General features: G+C 60.3%; 17 protein-coding genes and 1 pseudogene. 10 read left to right on the top strand and 8 right to left on the bottom strand.

The genetic code is table 11. The annotated features are described in order from the left end of the window. The first annotated feature begins 526 nt into the window (after positions 1-526). The 3 genes from AC6H34_RS16175 to AC6H34_RS16185 all read left to right on the top strand — a co-directional run bounded on the left by AC6H34_RS16175 (position 527) and on the right by AC6H34_RS16185 (position 4,059). The gene (locus AC6H34_RS16175) at positions 527-805 is read left to right on the top strand and encodes a DUF982 domain-containing protein (RefSeq protein ID WP_497539904.1); all 279 of its coding nucleotides are present in this window, start codon (positions 527-529) and stop codon (positions 803-805) included. 685 nt (positions 806-1,490) lie between these two features. Continuing rightward, on the top strand, positions 1,491-1,715 hold the full coding sequence (locus tag AC6H34_RS16180; RefSeq protein WP_497539412.1) for a hypothetical protein: 225 nt from the start codon (positions 1,491-1,493) through the stop codon (positions 1,713-1,715). Positions 1,716-1,974: 259 nt separating this feature from the next. Next, positions 1,975-4,059, top strand: a complete 2,085-nt coding sequence (locus AC6H34_RS16185; RefSeq protein WP_448148881.1) for an EAL domain-containing protein — start codon at positions 1,975-1,977, stop codon at positions 4,057-4,059. A gap of 65 nt (positions 4,060-4,124) precedes the next feature. Here the strand turns inward: AC6H34_RS16185 and AC6H34_RS16190 are convergent, their stop codons facing one another. The 6 genes and pseudogenes from AC6H34_RS16190 to AC6H34_RS16215 form a co-directional block, all read right to left on the bottom strand. Beyond that, a complete protein-coding gene (locus AC6H34_RS16190) occupies positions 4,125-4,355 on the bottom strand; it encodes a hypothetical protein (protein ID WP_448148880.1) in 231 nt (76 codons plus the stop codon). Positions 4,356-4,533: 178 nt separating this feature from the next. Then, positions 4,534-5,310 (bottom strand): response regulator transcription factor, encoded by a 777-nt coding sequence (locus AC6H34_RS16195; RefSeq protein ID WP_448148879.1) that lies wholly within the window; start codon positions 5,308-5,310, stop codon positions 4,534-4,536. A gap of 240 nt (positions 5,311-5,550) precedes the next feature. Further along, the gene (cuyB, locus tag AC6H34_RS16200) at positions 5,551-6,285 is read right to left on the bottom strand and encodes a cysteate racemase (protein ID WP_497539413.1); all 735 of its coding nucleotides are present in this window, start codon (positions 6,283-6,285) and stop codon (positions 5,551-5,553) included. After that, complete coding sequence (locus AC6H34_RS16205) at positions 6,282-7,658, bottom strand: dicarboxylate/amino acid:cation symporter (protein ID WP_448148877.1); 1,377 nt, start codon at positions 7,656-7,658, stop codon at positions 6,282-6,284. The genes cuyB and AC6H34_RS16205 overlap by 4 nt, the downstream gene beginning before the upstream one ends. Before the next feature lie 4 nt (positions 7,659-7,662). Continuing rightward, the gene (locus tag AC6H34_RS16210) at positions 7,663-8,505 is read right to left on the bottom strand and encodes a substrate-binding periplasmic protein (protein ID WP_497539414.1); all 843 of its coding nucleotides are present in this window, start codon (positions 8,503-8,505) and stop codon (positions 7,663-7,665) included. 566 nt (positions 8,506-9,071) lie between these two features. Next, a pseudogene (locus tag AC6H34_RS16215) lies at positions 9,072-9,259 on the bottom strand (DUF3008 family protein). A gap of 202 nt (positions 9,260-9,461) precedes the next feature. Here AC6H34_RS16215 and AC6H34_RS16220 point away from each other — a divergent pair. After that, the gene (locus AC6H34_RS16220) at positions 9,462-9,926 is read left to right on the top strand and encodes an RrF2 family transcriptional regulator (protein ID WP_448148875.1); all 465 of its coding nucleotides are present in this window, start codon (positions 9,462-9,464) and stop codon (positions 9,924-9,926) included. 153 nt (positions 9,927-10,079) lie between these two features. Next, a complete protein-coding gene (locus tag AC6H34_RS16225; protein ID WP_497539905.1) occupies positions 10,080-10,751 on the top strand; it encodes a class I SAM-dependent methyltransferase in 672 nt (223 codons plus the stop codon). A 54-nt stretch (positions 10,752-10,805) separates the two neighbouring features. Here the strand turns inward: AC6H34_RS16225 and AC6H34_RS16230 are convergent, their stop codons facing one another. Then, a complete protein-coding gene (locus AC6H34_RS16230; RefSeq protein ID WP_497539415.1) occupies positions 10,806-12,407 on the bottom strand; it encodes a phosphoenolpyruvate carboxykinase in 1,602 nt (533 codons plus the stop codon). A 199-nt stretch (positions 12,408-12,606) separates the two neighbouring features. On the opposite strand from AC6H34_RS16230, the gene AC6H34_RS16235 reads away from it, so the two are divergent. Continuing rightward, complete coding sequence (locus AC6H34_RS16235; RefSeq protein WP_448148873.1) at positions 12,607-12,831, top strand: DUF2171 domain-containing protein; 225 nt, start codon at positions 12,607-12,609, stop codon at positions 12,829-12,831. Positions 12,832-12,895: 64 nt separating this feature from the next. Here the strand turns inward: AC6H34_RS16235 and AC6H34_RS16240 are convergent, their stop codons facing one another. Further along, a complete protein-coding gene (locus AC6H34_RS16240) occupies positions 12,896-13,456 on the bottom strand; it encodes a zinc metalloprotease (protein WP_448148872.1) in 561 nt (186 codons plus the stop codon). A gap of 439 nt (positions 13,457-13,895) precedes the next feature. Between AC6H34_RS16240 and AC6H34_RS16245 the strand changes: the two genes are divergently transcribed. The 4 genes from AC6H34_RS16245 (at position 13,896) to AC6H34_RS16260 (ending at position 18,708) form a co-directional block, all read left to right on the top strand. Then, positions 13,896-15,335 carry a UbiA family prenyltransferase gene (locus AC6H34_RS16245; protein ID WP_497539416.1) on the top strand — a complete coding sequence of 480 codons (1,440 nt, stop codon included), beginning with the start codon at positions 13,896-13,898 and terminating at the stop codon, positions 15,333-15,335. Between the two features lie 5 nt (positions 15,336-15,340). Further along, the gene (locus tag AC6H34_RS16250) at positions 15,341-17,068 is read left to right on the top strand and encodes a hypothetical protein (RefSeq protein WP_497539417.1); all 1,728 of its coding nucleotides are present in this window, start codon (positions 15,341-15,343) and stop codon (positions 17,066-17,068) included. After that, on the top strand, positions 17,065-17,445 hold the full coding sequence (locus AC6H34_RS16255) for an SMR family transporter (protein ID WP_448148869.1): 381 nt from the start codon (positions 17,065-17,067) through the stop codon (positions 17,443-17,445). The genes AC6H34_RS16250 and AC6H34_RS16255 overlap by 4 nt, the downstream gene beginning before the upstream one ends. A gap of 255 nt (positions 17,446-17,700) precedes the next feature. After that, entirely contained in the window at positions 17,701-18,708 is a 1,008-nt protein-coding gene (locus tag AC6H34_RS16260; RefSeq protein WP_497539418.1) for an alpha/beta hydrolase, read from the top strand. Positions 18,709-18,714 lie beyond the last annotated feature (6 nt).

Consider the following 18,714-nt stretch of genomic DNA (forward strand, 5'->3'; position numbering starts at 1 on the left):
ATGATCTCAATCAAGCGCGCGCGGCGGACGTTTAGGGTTTGTGGGCCTTTTTTACCGGTTATTGCTCCATTTTCGGGGTGGTTAGGCGTAGAGCTGGCTTGTGAACGCGCGTCCTGAAAAATAGATCACCATAGTATACTTCCGTTTAGGGGAGGAGACTCGCGTCTCCTCCCCTTTGCATTATGTTCTGGCCGGAGGGGCACTCCTTCATCCTGGTACCGTCCTCTGGCTTAGCGTCCGCGAGCATGGCGCGGATTTCCCGGTGAGCATGAGGCGCGATACGCATGGCGTATATTTGCCATCCTACCCTTGCCGTATCGACTTGCTGCCGTGACTTGGCCAAATTGCTGCCCGGCGCAAGCCTCCGGGCATAAAGCAAGCCTTCGGGCGACCCATACGCCCACTTTTTCCGAAAACCTGCCGGACAGGGGCTAGCCTGCATCCTTTTTTTGTATATCTTGCCACGCGGCAAGGAACCGTAAACCTCTCGACCCGTTTCATGGGATGGGAGAGTGAGACGATGACGATGCATCCTTTCAGGGGCGCGGTTCTATTTTCCCGTGGCACGGGCGTGGCCAGCCATGTCGGAAATACCGAAGCCGCCCTTTATTTCCTTGAGCATAAGTGGCCCGGAGTCGAAGGCGCCGAGCATGGTCAGGCTTGCCGCGTGTGCAAGCGGGCTCTCGCGGGGGATGCAACAACGCAGGAGGCACGGGAAGCATTCGTCCGTGCCTTGGAAGAAGCCCAGTTCGATTTGCTCGACGTCGATTCCACAACGGGCGGAGCTGTGCACTGGCGCCATTGAGCGCAGTCGCCGGCAGTTTCTCCTTCTAGCCCAGCTTCCAATTTCCCACCCTTAGCTCCGGAAGCAAGTTGGCAACGGTTCTCTTTTTCGTTTCCGGGCGCACGCAAGACTTCCAAATCTCATGCAACTTTCTTTGCTCGCCGAGATACTCGATCGAGAAAGGAGAGGCTATTTTATTCGCCAGTTGGTTAAGTGACGGGTCGTTCGAATTATTGAAATCGGTAAGTCAAGAATATAATTTTATTTTTTCATGTTGCCATGATGTCCGATAATAATATTAGATCTGTCGGGGGTCGGAATCGGAAGGGCTGGAAGCGCTCCTATGACACGAAATGCAGCTATCGGACTGATGATTATCACCATGGTGGTGGTTGGTGTTCTTGCCATCATGTATTTCAACGTGACTCGTCGGCCTATCGAAATAAAATCTAGTGAATACAGTGCTGAATTTTTGATATCTCCGGCAGCATAGATGGAATTTTATATATAATACATTGATAGTTTGTTCTTTTTGAAGTTCGCATTAAGAATTTTTGTTAGATTTCAAAAAATTTTTGTGATTATGTAATAGGCAATAAGCCGGCGTAATTCTGAATTTTAAAATGTGCTTTTTTGCACATCGGGTGATGAAGCTCTGTCCTACGCCTTAGTGTGGGGCCCTGGACCCCGCAGTGGAGCAATAATCATGACGCAGGCAAGTTCATTTTCGCTCTCCTCCAATCGCGTCACCTCGATGAAGCGTCCGGGCCTTTCACGCGCGCCGATGATGGAGGCGGAGCATCAGCTAATGTCCATGCTTGCGGCTGGGTCCCTTCCGCCGGCTGCCCGGGCGGAGATGGAGAAGGCACTGGGCTGGTATCAGCGCAACGGCCGCCTCCACCACGCCTCTCTTCACGCTTTCGCTTCTTGACGACACGGCCGCAGTGACGGGCCGGCAAAACGTATGCTCTTTGTCGCTGGCGGATCTGTGGGTGTCGCTTGACGCGACTTGCCTTTCCTCCTGACCGGCGGAACGCCGACCCCTCCGCGGGCATGCGTCATTCCGGGCTGTCGTCGCGGCAGAAGATCATTGGTGCGAGCCAGTACAAAGTGTAGATTTTCTCCGATGAATGCTGTGCAACGAGTCTGGTTTGTGCACAATGTTCCTGGCGGGGGAAATGCGCACAGGTATGACTAAGGGTAGATCTCGCACGGTTGAAGCCTTGGAATTGGCTCTTGAACGAGCACGCTTGGGCGTATGGGACTGGGACCTGCAGACCGGCGAATGCGTTTATTCCCCCACCTGGTCACGAATGCTCGGTTATGGAGACAATGAGCTTACCGAGACAGCGGATCTTTGGCTAAAACTGACGCATCCCGAGGACAAGGAGCATGCGCTGGTCAGCGGGGACCGCCACATTGCCGGACTGACCGATACGATCGAGACCGAACTTCGCTTGCGGCACAAGTCCGGCGGATGGGTATGGGTTCTGGACCGAGGCGGGATCGTCGAGCGTGACAGCGCCGGACGCCCCCTGCGGGTCATGGGTGTCCAGACCGACATCACCAGGCAGAAGGAAGCGGAGGCCGAGCTGGAGCGGGCCAATGTGCGGCTGAGGCTGGCGCTGGCGGCCACCGGCATCGGCATCTGGCATCATGATCTCAACAGTTCCAAGAGCTACTGGGATGCCCGCACGCGGGAGATCTACGGCATCGAATCCGACACGGACGAAGTGGCGGAGGATCTCTGGCAGTCCTTCCTTCATCCGGAGGACCGGGACGGCACCATGAAGGCCCATCTGGAGCCCTTGGAACATCGTCGTGTCGTGGCGGTGCAGTATCGTATCGTCCGAAGGGACGGAGAGATCCGTCATCTCGAATCGCTGGTGCGCTTTATCGGGGATGGGCCTACGGCAGGCCAGCTTCTCGGCACCGTGCGCGACATCACGGAAGAGAAGCAGCGCCAACAGGAGCTCGCATTCGCCGCTCGGCACGATGTGCTCACAGGGCTCCTGAACCGTGCGGCTTTCGAGAAACTCATCTCCGACCAGATTTCAAATCCCGCTGCGCTTCCGCTCGCGGTTCTCTATATGGATCTCGATTATTTCAAGGCACTCAACGACTATGCAGGCCACGCCGCCGGTGATCTTGCACTGAAGAACGTTACGTCGAGCTTCGTCGCCTGCCTGCCGCCGACTGCCTTTGCGGCCCGGCTGGGCGGAGACGAATTTGCGCTCATCGTGCCGAATTGCGATACGGATCAGGCTGAGACCCTCGCCGGAGCAATTCTTGCCGCCGTTCGCAGTGCGGATCTTGGACAGGCCCTGGCCTCGCGCAGCCTGGCGGCCAGCATCGGTATCGCCACGGTGGTTGATCAGGGCACCAGTGTTTCCGACGCGCTCACCAATGCAGACGATGCCTGCTATGCCGCGAAGGCTGCTGGCCGCAACCGTTTTGCCGTTTTCTCCGCAGAGCCCCCTCTCGGGTCTGGGAAGCTCAATTCGTCGCGGGTGGCCGCCGATACGGTCGATGCCATGGAAGAGGGCCGGCTGGAACTGTTCGGCCAGCAGGTGCACCTGCTCGGCAGGGCCTGGGAGGATTGCCGCCATGTCGAGGTCCTGGCCCGGCTGACCGGCAGCAATCGCATGTCCATTCCGCCGGGGGATTTCGTCAAGGCGGCCGAACGGTTCGGATTGGCCTCCAAGATTGATCGCTGGATCATCAGGAAGGCGCTCTCCCAGTTTGGCGACGCAGTAAGCTCGAATGCGATAACGCTCGGCTTCAACCTGTCCGCCCAGACATTGAGCGATCCTCAACTTTGGGACTTCGTCGACAGCGTGGTGGAGGACACCGGCGCCTCCCATTCGGGAATCGGCTTCGAAATCACCGAGACCGCCGCCGTTACGAATTTCGGCGCGGCCGTGCAGTTCGTGCGGAAGGCGCGTGAAAGGCAGTGCCGCGTAAGCCTGGATGATTTCGGAACCGGCATGAGTTCGTTCGAATATCTGAGGCGTTTCCCCGTCGATGCCATCAAGATCGACGGTTCGTTCGTCGAGCATATCGTGGACAGCCGCTTCGATCAGGAGGTCGTCTCGGCCATTGCACGTATTGCCAAGAGTCTGAACTGCAGCGTGGTGGCGGAGAGAATCGAGAGGCGAGAGGTGCTCGACACTCTATGCGGCATGGGTATCGAATTCGGCCAGGGCTACCTGTTGCACCGGCCTGAACCCCTGGCTGCCATCGTGGCACGGGCGGTATCGTCCAAGGGGCCTTGAAATCGCGCGCCGTGGCTTCTGCAGCGGGGATGGGGGATGGTAGGCGTATCAGCCTGCAAGAAAGCCTATCGTCCGAAAGCGACCAGGCCGGCGTGGTGAAGGCCACCCTGGCGCTGATACCAGCTCATTCTCTTCTCGAGTTCCGCTCGCGCCTCGGGAGACATCGGACCCGAGGAGGCGAGCATGGACATCAGCTGATGTTCTGCTTCCATCGCTGGCATGCGACCCCTGTTGGACCGGGCAGCGCCAGGTGCGACACGGTTGGAAGAGAGCGAGAAGGAGGTTTCCTGCTTCATGGTTGGAAGGTCCGGGTTCGGTTCTATTGCATGTCTCGACGCGCGCGCGGGTGCGCGGTTCCGCGCGCCGCCAGATCGGTGTCGCGCAAGCCATGCGATTGCGTGTTCGTTGTTGAGGGTAGCGTATCTGACTTCGGCGCTCGGCAAACCCCGTTACGGCCGAGGCCTGAAAAAGGCTCTAGTATAGATCCAGGAGTTCATTGCTCTTGAAGATCAGCTCGGTCCTGTTCTTGGCCTTCAGCTTGCGCATCATGTTACGCAGATGCACCTTGACCGTCGCCTCGCTCAGATTCAGCTTGTACGCAATGACCTTGTTCGGATCGCCCTGGCGGGCGAGTTCGAGCACTTCGAGCTGGCGATCGGAGAATCCGCTCGACCGGGGCATCGGCGCTTCAGCGGTCGCCTGCGCATTTCGGCCCGACATGATGCCGCTCGCCGGAATGAAGCAGCCTCCGACGTCGACCAGCCTTATCGCTCCCAGGGCGACGTCGAGATCCATGTCCATCGTGACATAACCCTTCGCCCCGGCCGTCAGCGACGCCATCATCAGCGAGGGTTGCTCGACGTCGGAGACGATGATGACCCTGGTGCCATTCGCGACCTGCTGAATCTCGTGCAGATCCTGCGTGATGGCGGTGGCGGTTGCCTTCTGGCCGGTCGCGCAAAGCAGCACGATGCCGTGGGAGTTGGCGGCTGCACCGTCTAGCCACGCCCGGAGGTTGTCATGGGAGAGCACGTCGTAGTCGGACGCCATGGCCTGCAGGCACCGCGTAAGGCAGGTGCCGAAGATGCGGCTCTCGCAAATGACGGCAACCGATGTCTGCGCAGTCTTGGCATAGGGGGAAAGGGGCTGCTCCAGGGTCGAGGAGCCCGAGCCTTCCGGCTTAGGAGCTGAAAGAGGGATTGCTCCCAGGAAGGCGGATGCCGGTGTATGGACTTGGACGGGCATATTCATGGTCGGACCTGATGGACGGGTACACTTGCTATGCCAAATGAGGTACCCGGTTTATGGTCGGAGGTCGTTAGCTGCCAGTCCTAGGTCGTAACGGCGCGTACAAAATTCTAGAGTATTGGATAGGTTGTAAAGTGTATCAGGTGGCTTGGACAGGTTGCGACCGCCGTGCCGGCGCTTCCTGGGCCGGATGAATGCCCGCCGAAATCAGCCTTCCGTATATCGGCGGCTTCCGGGCTGCGATCATATGGCCGCGTTCCGAACGCTGGCCGTGCCGCGAAGTCGCCGCTCGCATTCGAGCGCCAGCGCCAGTGTGCTGTCGATGACTTGCATGCCTTCGGGAACGATGCCTTCCGCCGCGATCGGCAGCTCCGTGCAGGCGAGGATCGCGGCTCCCAATCCGTCGTCCACGCAGCTCTGGAAGGCTGCTGCACAGGCGGCTCTTGCTTCCGCGAGCCTGCCGATCTTCACCATATGGATCGCTTCGTCGACGGCAAGCTGGAAGGTCGGCCTGGAGGGATTCGCGCAGTGGAGGCCGGCTTCCCGCAAGCGGCTCTGGTAGAACCCCGAACTCAGCGTGCCGCGGGTCGCCAGGACGGCGACCCTGCCGCCATCGTATCGGCGCTGCAATTCGGCGATCGCAGCGTCCGCTATATGGACGATGTCCGCCTCGGAGCCACGCGCAAGCTCGTCATACCAGTGATGGGCGGTGTTGCAGGCGATCGCGATGATCTCGACGTTCAGGCCGTTGAGCATCGCCACCGCCTCTATCAGCCAGGGGAGGGGCCTGTCGCTACCCTCGCGGATGGCGCGCGAACGATCCGGTATTTGCGGCACGCTCAGGATGATGAGTGGGATGTGATCGGCATCGCTCGCCGCGGGGACTGCCTCGATCGTCTTGCGATAGAAATCGGCCGTTGCGAGAGGTCCGAGCCCTCCGATGACGCCAAGGCGCGGACGAAGCAGTCGCCCGTTCATCGGACTGCTTCCGGCTCGGGCACGTTGAGGGCGAATTCCTCGCTTTCGTCCACCGGGTGCTGCGCCTGGTCCCTGGGCGCGATCGCGGCCGTTGCGGCGGCGATCGTCGAGACGATCGTCAGCGTTCGAAGCGTGTCGGTGAGGGCATCGATGGTGAGGAACAGCACGAAGGGCGCCTCGAAGGGCAGCTTCAGATGGGCGCAGAGGATCGCCATCTGCGAAAGCGTCACCGCGCCGCTCATGCCGGCGGTGGTCATGCCGACCAAGATCGATGCGCCTGCGATATAGACGAAATCGCCGGCACTCAGGGATCGTCCGTAGAGCTGCGCGATGAACAGGGAGCCGCATACGAACAGCAGGATCGGGCCGGCACGCAGCATGGTGACATGGAGCGGCACGAGCATCTCGACGACGACCCGGTTGAAGCGAAGGCGCTCGCCGACGAGGCTGATGATCCAGGGAATGCTGGCGGTGCTCGACCGCGTCGCGATGGCGATCATGAAGAGGGGCTGGTGTGCCTTGAAGATGGCCCACAGGCTCTCGCCGCCGCGAAGCCACACCACCAGCAGTGACAGCGCCATGATGATGGCGGTCGCGGCGGAGAAGGTCAGGATGAAACCGACCATCAGCATCAGCGGCTCGATGCCGGTCGAGGCGGTCTGGCTGGCGATGATGGCGAAGGAAGCCAAGGGCAGCAGGACGTTGAACCAGCCGGTCATGATCAGGCAGGCGCGGTAGATCGTTTCCAGCGCGTTGGCGAAGCTGATCGAGGTCGCGGCCGGCACCCGGCCGATGCCGATGCCGAACAGCAGGCAGAAGACGAGTACCTGCATGGTGTTGCCGACCGACAGCGAATTGAAGATGTTGCTCGGGATCAGTTCCAGCAGGCCGGAGAACACGCCTTCGCTGGGCGCGGCCTGGCTGGGCGGTGCCAGCGTCATCTGGAGGTCCGTGCCGATGTTGCCCCGGCTGTTGAGGACGGTGCCCAGCTCTATACGGTCCTGCACGTTGTCGATCACGCCCGGCTTCAGCAGGAGCGTCGCCACGCCGGCGATCAAGACGGTTCCCACGGATACGACGACGATCGCGAGCACGACCCGGGAGAGATAGGCGGCCGTCTGCGGATCCCGCGTCATCGATTTGATCGAGAACACCGTTGCCGACACGATCAGCGGCAGGACGACCATCTTCAGGAGGTTGAGATAGGCATCGCTGATCGGCGTCAGCGATTTCGCAAAATCCGGCAGATAGGCGCCACAGAGGGCGCCGAGGACGACCGAGCCGATGACCGTCCAGGGCGATTGGGAAATCCGCCGCAGGGAGATGTTCCAGCCGGATTGCTTTTGTGTTTCGGAAACAGGCAGGGAGCTCATCGGGTCACGCCTTGCGCAGGTAGCGGTTCACGAGTTCGTCGGCAGTCATGGGCTTGTCGCGCCCGGACAGCTCAAGGAACAGGTTGATGAACTCCAGGAGGTGGGGTGAATCCCGTCGCACGCCGATCGCGATCGTATCGGTCAGGTCTGTAAGGGTGACGGAGCGTGCGACGATGGTGAGCGAGGGATCTTCGTGGAGCAGCCGCTTGATCTCCAGATCGTCGCGATAGGCGGCGTCGATATGGCCGTCACGCACGGCCGCGACCAGTTCCTGCCAGGAGAGGAAGGTCTTTACCCGGGCCTTGCTGAAATTGGCCCGTGCGTAATATTCGAACGAGGATCCGCCGATCACGCCCAATTCACCGTCGAAGCTTCGCACCACTTCCTCCGGCTGGCGGCCGTTCGAAAGGATGGCGAAGCGCACGCGATTGATGATCAGGGCGTGGCTGAGCTGCGCATAGGGACGCGAATAGCCGATGCTTCGCGCCCGGGCGAGGGTTCGGCTCAGCTTGGCGACGACGATGTCGGCCTTGCCCTGCTGGATCAGCGTGACGGCGCTGTCGAAGGTGGGCGCACTCCTGTCAAGCACCAGCTTTACGCCAAGCGCCTCCGCGAGCTTCTGGCTGGTCTCGGCATCGATGCCACGCAGCGTGCCGTCCACTGTTTCGAAGAAGGGTGGGGACTGGAACGCCGGTGTGGCGACCACGAGGGCCTGGCGCGCAAGGATCGCGTCGATATCGCCCTGGGCCGGCGGAGCCGCGGGGGAGTCTTCGACTTGCGCAGCCGCTGCCACGGGCTGCGCGGCAAGTATTGGAGCGGCCAGGAAAAGGGTTCGTCTGGTAATCATGAACGCGATAACTGCAATGAGAATTCTGAGACGGATGGCAGTTCCAGGCAGTCTTCATAACGGCGTCGTCCAGCCTCCGATTCGACGGCAGGGCAAAAACCCGCTGGAATCGAATTCCGCAACGCCCCCGTGGCCGGTATTGAGCCATTCCGGGCACGCCGAAACGGCCGCCGTATCGGTCGAGAATGAACCCTTAGTTGGCTACGTAACGGGCGCACCAGTATTGCGTGCGTCAGTCATGGCCTTCGATCCCGAATTCCCGGTGTGCCGCGATCAAGTCACGATAATATTGAGCTTGTGAAAAATCACCGACACCCGACAACCAGCGACTTTAGTTAGTACCGCAATTTTTACAAGGCTATGTGACGATGAAAACACTGCCCATCGTGTCTGGCGTGTCCATCTACTCGCGCTGACTGAGCAACACCCTGCCGCATCGCACAGCTATCGTGCACTTGCCCCCTGTTCCAGTCGAATAATGCCTATTTCCAGCGCGGCAGAAGCAGTTCGTTTCCACGCGACAGTATTTTCAATATCGAGTGTGTCCCTTGGCCGAGACCGCGCCGTCAATGGGATTTCGTCATATGTTCGGGTTTGTCCTTGCGTTTGGGCGAAGCCATATTTCAAGCTCTTCACTCATCGACTTCGCCATTTCCTTCGGAGCACCCTTGAGTTCCCTCGACTTCATATCGCCGCGTTTGGCGGCGAGTGCGGCACCCGCCGCCTATTGCTGAGCCTTGGACTTTGCAGGGATGACAAGACCTTCCTTCATCACAGTGCCATCCGAACCAAACCCGTGGGCCGCCCTGTCGTTCCGCGGTCAGGAAGGGGCGGGCTTTTGGCGTGAGACACAGGCGAGTTGCCGGCTCCTCCTGACCATCCCCGCGGCAGGAAAGTGAGACGCCGCGCGATCCAAAGGCTTGACCACACCGAAGTCATGTAACATTGTATGTTGCATGAGACGAGACAGCAGATTGTCGGGTGTGCTTCATGTCCTGCTGCACATGGCGGAGGAGGGCGGGCCCGTGACTTCCGAAGTGCTGGCGAAGGCGATCGACACCAATCCGGTTGTGGTTCGTCGCATCATGGCCGGCCTGCGCGACCAAGGGTATGTCCGGTCGGAAAAGGGACATGGCGGCGGGTGGGCGCTGGCTTGCGACCTTTCCAAGGTAACGATGTACGACATCTATGTTGCGCTTGGCCGCCCGGTGCTCCTGGCCATGGGCAACCGGGTGGAGACGCCCGGCTGCCTCGTCGAGCAGGCGGTCAATGCCGCCCTCGATCAGGCCTTCGAGGATGCCGAGGCGCTGCTGCTTCAGCGCCTTGGGCAAGTGACGCTCGCCATGCTGAGCACGGATTTCCACGAGCGCATTATTGCCCGTGGTGCAGTTCATCATCCTGGGAACTTTCATGCACCCTGAGGCAAACCCCATCGGTGACTGCGTCGGTTCGATGCCGGATCCCGCGCGCGGAGTCGCCTGGCATGTCGCGCAGCCGTTGCGGAGTGCCAATCGTGGACGGCCGGTCGCCCCATGCGGCGCGAAACGACTTGAGCCAGCGACGTGAACGAATCAATGGACCCCTTCTCCGATCCCCAGATGGTCGCCCGCTACGCCGATGGGCCGCCGCGTTTCGTGCCCGGCTATCACGCCATGCAAACGATGGCGACGCTTCTGCTCGCTGAGCGTGCTCCCGAAAATGCGCGGGTTCTGGTCCTCGGCGCCGGAGGCGGGCTGGAACTGAGGACATTCGCCCAGGCCCATTCGGGCTGGAGCTTCGATGGTATCGACCCGTCAGCCGAGATGCTCAAGCTGGCAGCGCAGACGCTCGGGGCGTTTGCGCCCCGCGTGCGCCTGCACCATGGCTATATCGACAGCGCGCCGCATGGACCCTTCGATGCAGCCGCCTGTCTCCTGACTTTGCATTTCCTGGCGCCGGAGGAGCGGCGACACGCGGCCCTCGAAGTCCGCCGCCGCCTCAAGCCCGGTGCACCCTATGTGATCGTCCACTTCAGTTTTCCGCAGGATGAAGGCGAGCGCCAGTTCTGGCTGTCACGACATGCCGCATTCCTGATCGCCTCCGGCCTCGACCCCGAAAAGGCGGCGAACGCTCGCTCGGCAATCGATACGCAAACGCATATTCTCACGCCAGAACAGGACGAAGCGATCCTGCGCGAGGCCGGCTTCTCGAAAGTCGGCCTGTTCTACGCCGCCTTCAGCTTCCGCGGCTGGATGGCCTATGCCTGACGCCTTTCGTTCTCACGAATGCCGGCTGGTCGACATGCGAAGCCTGGCGGACCATCAACTCGTCAGCATCACCGCCTGGACGTCCTTGTCGACATAGGGTTCGAACTTTCGGAAGTTCTCGACGAAGAGGCCGACCAGTTTCTTCGCCTGCGCCTCGTAGGCAGCCTTATCGGCCCAGGTCTTGAAGGGGTCCAGCACATGGGTCGGCACGCCTGCGACCGCCGTGGGCACCTTGAAACCGAAATGGCGATCCGTGCGGAAGCCGCCCCGCGCCAAGGTGCCGTCGAGAGCGGCAGAGAGGAGCGTGCGCGTCCACTGGATCGGCATGCGCCTGCCGGTGCCGAAGGCGCCGCCGGTCCAGCCGGTGTTGACGAGCCAGCAGGTGACGTCGTTCTCGCGGATCAACTCGCGCAGAAGCCGGGCATATTCGGAAGGATGGCGCGGAATGAACGGAGCTCCGAAACAGGTCGAGAAGGTCGGCTGCGGTTCCGTGACGCCCCGCTCCGTGCCAGCCACCTTGGCGGTGAACCCGGACAGGAAGTGATAGATCGCCTGATCGGGCGTCAGCTTGGCGATCGGCGGCATGACGCCGAAGGCATCCGCGGTCAGCATGACGATGGTCCCAGGCTGGCCGCCGCGGCCCGTGGGCGAAGCATTCTCGATGAAATGCAGGGGATAGGCCGCGCGCGTGTTCTCGGTCCTGGCAGCGCTGTCGAAATCGATCCGGCGCGTCACCGGATTCATGGCGACGTTCTCGAGTATCGTGCCGAAGCGCTGCGTGGCGGCGTAGATCTGTGGCTCGGCATCCGAATCGAGCTTGATGGTCTTGGCATAGCAGCCGCCCTCGAAATTGAAGACGCCGTCCGGGCCCCAGCCATGCTCATCGTCACCGATCAGAGCGCGTTCGGGAGAAGCCGAAAGCGTGGTCTTGCCGGTTCCGGAGAGTCCGAAAAAGACGGCCACGTCACCGTCCGCGCCGATATTGGCCGAACAGTGCATGGGCATCACGGCCCGCTCGGGAAGGGTGTAGTTGAGATAGGTGAAGACGGATTTCTTCATCTCGCCGGCATAGGCGGTGCCGCCGATCAGGATGATGCCGTTGACGAGGTCGCAGGCGATGACGGTCTCCGAGCGAATGCCATACTTGCCGGGATCGGCCTTGAAGGACGGCAGGTCGATGATCGTCAGGTCCGGCCAGAAACCGACGAGGTCGGCGGCGGGCGGGCGGATCAGGAGATTCCGGATGAAGAGGCTGTGCCAGGCGTATTCGGTGTAGACGCGGACATTCACGCTGTGCGCCGGGTCGGCCCCGCCGCGCAGGTCCTGCACGAAGAGTTCCTTGCCGGTCGCGTGCCACAGCATGTCGTCCAGCAACTTGTCGAAGGCTTCCCGGCTGATGGCGTTGTTGTTCTCCCACCAGACCTTGTCCTCAGTGGCCGCTTCACGGACCACGAACTTGTCCTTCGGCGACCTGCCGGTATGCGCACCCGTATCGACCACCACGGCACCACCGGGGGACAGCATGCCTTCGTTTCGTCGGATGATTTGCTCTGCGAGCGAGGGTTCGTCGAGATTAGCGAAGACGGCGGCCAAATTGTTGAATTGAATCGGCTCGGGCGTGGCCGGATTTCCACCTTCAATGATCTTGAAGTTCATTGCCCTCTCCTCAGCATTTCCTGTCGAGATCGACACGACAACGTCTGCGAGCATCATGCACATTCCCATCACGGCGTCCATGCGACCAAGCCCGCCATGGCTGGCGACGTCGCCGCACCTCAAAACGTCCGGCGGCACGGAACCGCCCGTCCGGCCCGGCGTTTGAAAAACATCACGCCAGCCGATCGGAGAGAGGAAGATGGATATTCAGGAGAATATGGAGGTCGTCGACGCCAATGACCAGCATGTCGGCTTCGTCGAGAGAATGGAGGGCGGCCGCATTCGCCTGAAAGCGGAAGAAGCTATCGATCCCGAGGAGCTCTTGCTCGACTTGAGCCAGGTCGCTGCCATCGAAGGAAACAAGGTCAGGCTGGCGCAGCGCGTGTCGGCCGTTACAACCCGCACCTTCCTGTCTCGGGAATAGCACCATCGGGTTCCAGGGGCCTCTAGGCCCGGAACTCGCCTGCAAGCCGGCTGCGACGAAACCATCAGCCGGCAAATCGACCGACCAGCTTGGAACTCTTCACCCTGGCGATCTGTGCGCTGGTGAGATCCCTGCCCGTGCTCAACCCCTTCGTCATGAGATTGCTGCGGAGCGCTGCCTGCTTCTCGTCGGCATAATCGACCTCGACATGATCCAGGCTCATCAGGTGGCCGAGCTCATGCGCCCAGGCCCTGCCATTGGCCGCGGTGTTGTAATACCACTGTACGAAACTGGCAGGCTCGGGATCGCCGTTGTCGTAGGAGCCCCCCCCGGCGACGAGGTTCTCTATCGGGTTCACGAGGTAGATGTGCACCAGATTGTCCGGCGCATGCCGGGAAGTGAGCACGTCGAGCAAGCGCTGATCGTTGTTGCGGACACTTTTTGCCATGTCGAGCGGCTTGTCCACTATGCACTCGTTCATCACGAAAGTGACGTTGGCCTTAGCCCAGATCGCATTGACCACATTCAGTGATTCCGTCGCCGCATCGCTGCTCCACTTCTCGTCCTCCCTGACGCTCTTCTCGGCAAAAGGCGTGATGTAAACCCTCAGCGGAATGGCAGGCATGATTTCCTCCAGCATTCGAAGCTTTTCAATTGTTACTTCTGTCCGTACTCGCAAAATCGACGTCGAATAGTCGAGTGCATTACTATCGTGACATTGCCGATTGCGACCCCGATTTCATAGTGAGGGGATTGCTCGCCCACGGGTGGCAAATAGGAGTAGAGTTCGCCGCAAATAAGTTCGGACGGGGAATTCGCTGCGAATGAAGACTTTTTTCCTTCGCCGCCTCGCGACCGACCGGTCGCTACTATCATCCTCATGAGAGCGGAAGAGCCTAAAGTCGGAATTAAATTCCATCAAAAGTACTAATGCCGGCCTCGATCTGTTGCTTTAACAACGTCGCTTTCCTTGCTATGATAAATCGATGGCTGGGGGAATAGTGACCGGCATATTGTCACGATTCCGACACTTACATTAAACAATCATAAGTATTGGTGTGAAAATGCAAGTTGTAGAATCGCCGGGCGAGGTTCGCCCCAATCCACTGGTCGTGGATCTGGATGGGACGTTGATTGCGTCGGACCTGCTCATAGAGTCGTTTTTCAGCTGTGTGGGCCGGAATCCGGCCAGCTTGCCTTCCCTGATTTCGTCGCTGTTGCGTGGCCGTTCGCATCTGAAGCAGGCCCTGGCGTCCCAGGTCGAGTTCGATGTGGCGACGCTTCCCTATAATCCCACGGTTCTGGCCTTGATCGAAGAGGCTCGCGGACAGGGACGCAAGGTCTACCTCGCCACGGCCGCCAACGAGCGGTTCGCCCATGCCATAGCCGAGCATCTCGGTGTCTTCGACGGCGTCTTCGCGAGCGACAAGAACCACAACCTGTCCGGTGCGAACAAGGCGCGCCTCCTCGTCGAGAAGTTCGGCGACGGCAGATTCGACTATATCGGCAACCATCGGAGCGACCTCGAGATCTGGCGGCATGCCGGGCACCGCTATGCCGTGGGCCTGGATGCGAAATCGCTGAAGGAGTTCAGGAGCCTCGGCGATGCGACCGAACTGGAAAGCTCGAAGCCAACGATAAAGGTCTGGCGGCGAGCCCTCAGGGTCCATCAGTATTCGAAGAACGTCCTTGTTTTCCTGCCCGTTTTTACGGCTCATGCGTTTCACGTCAGCACGATCGTGGAAAGCCTTCTGGCCTTTTTCGCTTTCTGCATGGCCGCGTCCGCCATCTATCTGCTGAACGACCTGGTCGATCTCAGCGACGACCGGCGCCATCCCACCAAGAAGGATCGTCCGCTTGCCAGCGGCAAGCTCTCCGCGCATGCGGCCCTGGCCGCAATTCCGATTCTCGGTCTCGGGGCCATCGCTGCCTGCCTTTTCCTGCCGCTTCTGTTCGCGGCCACGCTGGCGGGCTACATCGTCCTGACGACCGGCTACTCGTTCTGGCTGAAGCGCAAGAAACTCGGCGATGTCGTGGGCCTGTCGCTGCTCTACACCATACGAATGATCGGCGGGGCCGTCGCGACGGGGATCGTCCTGTCGGAGTGGATCCTGGCCTTTTCGCTGTTCACCTTTACCTCCCTCGCCTTGATCAAGAGGTATACGGAACTCCTCGTGCGGCTCGACAACAACCTGCCTGAATCGAGCAGCCGGGCCTATCGCAAGGACGATCTGTTCATCCTGGCGGCGCTTGCGGCAGCTTGCGGAACCAATGCCGTGACCGTTTTCACGCTGTACATCACCTCGGACACGGTCAAGGCGATGTACAGCCATCCCGCCGGCCTGTGGATCCTGTCGCCAATTCTTCTATTCCTGCTGGCCCGCGCCCTGATGGTCGCCCACAGGCGCGACATGCATGACGACCCGGTGATCTGGGCACTGCGCGACCGCACCAGCCGTATCGCGGTGGCATTTTCCGTCATCGTCGTCCTGGCATCGATCTGACCGACATGACTCAGTCTCTTGCGATGCCGGATGAGCGACCCCAGCCGACCCATGACGTCCTGAATGGCCTTTCCTACCTGGGAATTGCGCTATTCGGAACGATCGTCTCCCTTCTCATGTCCGGCTATATCGGAGGCTGGGGGAACAACTACTATCATCTCCCCATCCTCACGGGGCTCTATGACGAACCGCAGTTCTCGAATGACATGTTCATTCAGAGCCTGCGCTACTACTCATCCGGATTCTGGCAATTGCTTTCCGGCCGCCTGCATGGCGACGGGGTCTACTATCTTCTGTTCCTTTTCCAGATTGTCTCGCGCACGCTTCTCTTCGTCGGCATGCTCGAATGGGCCAAGCTGCTCGGGATCGGCCGTCGCAGGGAGCAACTGGCCTTCACGGTGCTCCTGGCATTGTCGGCGATCCTCCAGGGCGTTTCCAAGGCCGGCGGCGGCGGATTGCTGATCGACAATTTCACGCAGTCGGAACTCGCGAATGGGACGACCCTCCTGGCGCTTGCCTGGGCCGCCCGACGCAGGATTGCGCTGTCGTTCGCCATGAACGGCGTGACCTTCTTCATCAATGCCTTCATTGCGGTATGGACCGCCGTGCCGCTGCTCTTCATTCTCTGGCGCCAATGGCGCAACGGGGAGTGGAGTCCGCGCGCGCTCATGCGACAGGTGGTCATCGGGCTCGTCGTTGCAGCGATTCTGTCTTCTCCCATCATCTACAATATCGCGACCAATCCATATTCGAGCGGGGCATCGGCCTTCGACTACGTCTCCTTCCTTGAGGAGTTCTATCCGTTTCATTTTCTCGTGTGGTCGATTCCGCGCCAGGACATTCTTCAGCTTGCCATCATTTTTGGCTGCGGCATCGTCGCCACCGCGATGCTGCGGGTGCGCGGCGCGTTCCTGATGCCGGCCCTGCTGGGAGCCGCCACGGTCTGGATCCTGGGGGCCCTGCTTCCCTTCATCACCGACAGCCGAATGTTGCTGGACCTGCATCTCCTACGGTCGAGTTCCACCATCCATCTCTTGTCCGCAATCACGATCGCTGCGCTGGCCACGAGATGGATGTTTTCCGTGGATGAAGCCGACCGCCTCCTATGGGCGCCGGCACTCGTCGTGCTGTCCTGCACGTTCAAGACGATGCTGGTCCTCTTCGTCCCGTTGCTGCTCCTGCGCTGGATCTGGCCGGCCGCCGCCGCCTTCTCCTGGCGCCGTTGGATTGCATCCGGTCTTCTGCTGGCGGCCGGCCTGTTCGTCGCGGTACATGTCTACGGCGTCGCGGTCTGGGAGAAGCGGGCCCTGGCCGGGCGAGACCAATGGCAGGCCCTGGGGCAGTGGGCACAGGCGCAGACCCCCTCCCAGGCGGTCTTCCTCATGCCTCCTGGCATCTCACGCGGCACGAAACAGATTTCTTCCCGATCGGACGAGTATCAGGACAGGCTCTTCGAGGGTTCGGAGGTCTTTCAGTATTTCGCGCATCGACGGGCCTGGATCTTCACGCCCGGAGGAGCCGCGGTCATGTGGGCTCCCGCCTATTATTCGACCTGGAAGGACCGATTGACCGAGGTCAAGAAACTGCAAAGCCTGCCCGAGCGCCTGGACTACGCCTCCCGGGAGGGCATCGCCTATGTCGTCGATGGCTGTCCGCAGCCCGGCACCCAAGTCCCTGTCGCCCGGTTCGGCGAGCTTTGTGTCTTCGCAGCTTCAGAAAGCCCCGCCTCATGAAATTCACGACAATCATTTTCGTTCTCGTCAGCGTCCTGCTGTCGTCCACCGCCCAGATCCTGCTCAAGCTGGGGATGTCCGCGCGGCCGGTGCAGGCTGCCATGGCCAACCGGTCCGATCTGAGAGATGTGATTATGGCCATAGCCTTCAATCCGCTCGTCGTGCTGGGATTGGTGGCCTTTGGCCTGAGTGCAGTGGTCTGGCTTCTCGTTCTTGCGCGGATCGATGTGTCGCAGGCCTATCCTTGCGTTGCCCTGGGAATCGTCCTGACCGTTCTCGCCGGCATTCTGCTGCTGGGCGAGCAGATACATACCGGGCGCGTCGTGGGCCTCGTCGTGATCGTCTCGGGCGTGATCCTGATGGCGCGCGCGAGTTAGCGCCCCGATCCTCGCCTTTATGCAATGGCGCATGGCGTAAAGATTCGGGCTGATATTTGAATGACCCGGCGAGCTAAAGAGATCCTATAGATATTGAAATTTTGTAATATAATCTTTCCTCACGTGAGGATTAAGCATTAATTTATCGCAATACTTGTAGAAATATTTCGTGGTTTAGTTGTAATAATTGTGCTCTAATATAGAAGATATATTGTAGATAGGTTTTAACAAACATAATTGACAGGCGGCTGTGCGATGAAGAAGGCGATTATCTGGGCCTCAGGCTTGTCGGCGGCACTCGTGATGTTGGTGATCGCCGGCTATGCGGCTTTCCATCTCAGCCCCTGGCCCTCCGCCCTCATGCTCCGACGCGGCTGGGACAAAGGGGGTGTGGTGACCAATGGCGCCCTCGAGAAATATGTCCCGTCAGATGTGACCGCCCGCCTCGACATCAGCTACGATGCCAGCGACAGCGACGCCCGCCTCGACGTATACTATCCCTCGGGTGAGGAGAAAAACGGTCGTGGCCTGCCGACGGTGGTTTGGATACATGGCGGATCGTGGATTTCCGGCAGCAAGGACCACGTTTCGAACTATCTCAAGATCCTGGCATCAAAAGGGTTCACGACCATCGGCGTGGGCTACACGCTCGCGCCGGGGGCCATGTATCCCACGCCCGTCAGGCAGGTGAATACGGCGCTTGGCTTTCTCAGCAAGAACGCGGGGCAGTTGCACATAGATCCCTCGCGGCTGTTTCTGGCGGGCGATTCTGCGGGTGCCCAGATCGCCGCGCAGGTGGGTGTCGTCATCACTGCGCCGCCCTACGCGGCGGAGATGGGTATCGTGCCGTCCATTCTACCCTCCGAGTTGCGGGGCATGGTCCTGCATGGCGGCATGTATGACGTCAAACTGGCCCGATTCGGCCGGACGGGGGTGCTTTGGTCCTACTTTGGAACCAAGGACTTCATGACGGACCCGAGAGTCTATCAATTCTCGGTCCTCAACCATGTAACGGCAGCTTTTCCGCCGACATTCGTCTCGTCGGGCAACGACGATGCGCTCGCGCCCCAATCCTATGCCCTTGCCGAGAAGCTAGGCCGCCTCGGGGTGCCGGTCGATCGCCTCTTCTTCCCGGAGGACAGCCCGACCAAGGTCATGCATGGATTTCAGTTCGACCTTGGAGCGGAAGCCGGGCGCACCGCACTCCGGCGATCGGTCGAATTCATGACCGATCGCCTGCAGCCGGTGGCATCGGCGCAGTGACGAAGG

Source organism: Labrys sp. ALF-8, assembly GCF_059699065.1.

Bases quoted from the DNA above. Each gene is read 5' to 3' on its own strand.
- AC6H34_RS16175 (WP_497539904.1), top strand. From the start codon at position 527: ATGCATCCTTTCAGGGGCGCGGTTCTATTTTCCCGTGGCACGGGCGTG.
- AC6H34_RS16180 (WP_497539412.1), top strand. From the start codon at position 1,491: ATGACGCAGGCAAGTTCATTTTCGCTCTCCTCCAATCGCGTCACCTCG.
- AC6H34_RS16185 (WP_448148881.1), top strand. From the start codon at position 1,975: ATGACTAAGGGTAGATCTCGCACGGTTGAAGCCTTGGAATTGGCTCTT.
- AC6H34_RS16190 (WP_448148880.1), bottom strand. From the start codon at position 4,355: ATGAAGCAGGAAACCTCCTTCTCGCTCTCTTCCAACCGTGTCGCACCT.
- AC6H34_RS16195 (WP_448148879.1), bottom strand. From the start codon at position 5,310: ATGAATATGCCCGTCCAAGTCCATACACCGGCATCCGCCTTCCTGGGA.
- cuyB (WP_497539413.1), bottom strand. From the start codon at position 6,285: ATGAACGGGCGACTGCTTCGTCCGCGCCTTGGCGTCATCGGAGGGCTC.
- AC6H34_RS16205 (WP_448148877.1), bottom strand. From the start codon at position 7,658: ATGAGCTCCCTGCCTGTTTCCGAAACACAAAAGCAATCCGGCTGGAAC.
- AC6H34_RS16210 (WP_497539414.1), bottom strand. From the start codon at position 8,505: ATGATTACCAGACGAACCCTTTTCCTGGCCGCTCCAATACTTGCCGCG.
- AC6H34_RS16220 (WP_448148875.1), top strand. From the start codon at position 9,462: ATGAGACGAGACAGCAGATTGTCGGGTGTGCTTCATGTCCTGCTGCAC.
- AC6H34_RS16225 (WP_497539905.1), top strand. From the start codon at position 10,080: ATGGACCCCTTCTCCGATCCCCAGATGGTCGCCCGCTACGCCGATGGG.
- AC6H34_RS16230 (WP_497539415.1), bottom strand. From the start codon at position 12,407: ATGAACTTCAAGATCATTGAAGGTGGAAATCCGGCCACGCCCGAGCCG.
- AC6H34_RS16235 (WP_448148873.1), top strand. From the start codon at position 12,607: ATGGATATTCAGGAGAATATGGAGGTCGTCGACGCCAATGACCAGCAT.
- AC6H34_RS16240 (WP_448148872.1), bottom strand. From the start codon at position 13,456: ATGCCTGCCATTCCGCTGAGGGTTTACATCACGCCTTTTGCCGAGAAG.
- AC6H34_RS16245 (WP_497539416.1), top strand. From the start codon at position 13,896: ATGCAAGTTGTAGAATCGCCGGGCGAGGTTCGCCCCAATCCACTGGTC.
- AC6H34_RS16250 (WP_497539417.1), top strand. From the start codon at position 15,341: ATGACTCAGTCTCTTGCGATGCCGGATGAGCGACCCCAGCCGACCCAT.
- AC6H34_RS16255 (WP_448148869.1), top strand. From the start codon at position 17,065: ATGAAATTCACGACAATCATTTTCGTTCTCGTCAGCGTCCTGCTGTCG.
- AC6H34_RS16260 (WP_497539418.1), top strand. From the start codon at position 17,701: ATGAAGAAGGCGATTATCTGGGCCTCAGGCTTGTCGGCGGCACTCGTG.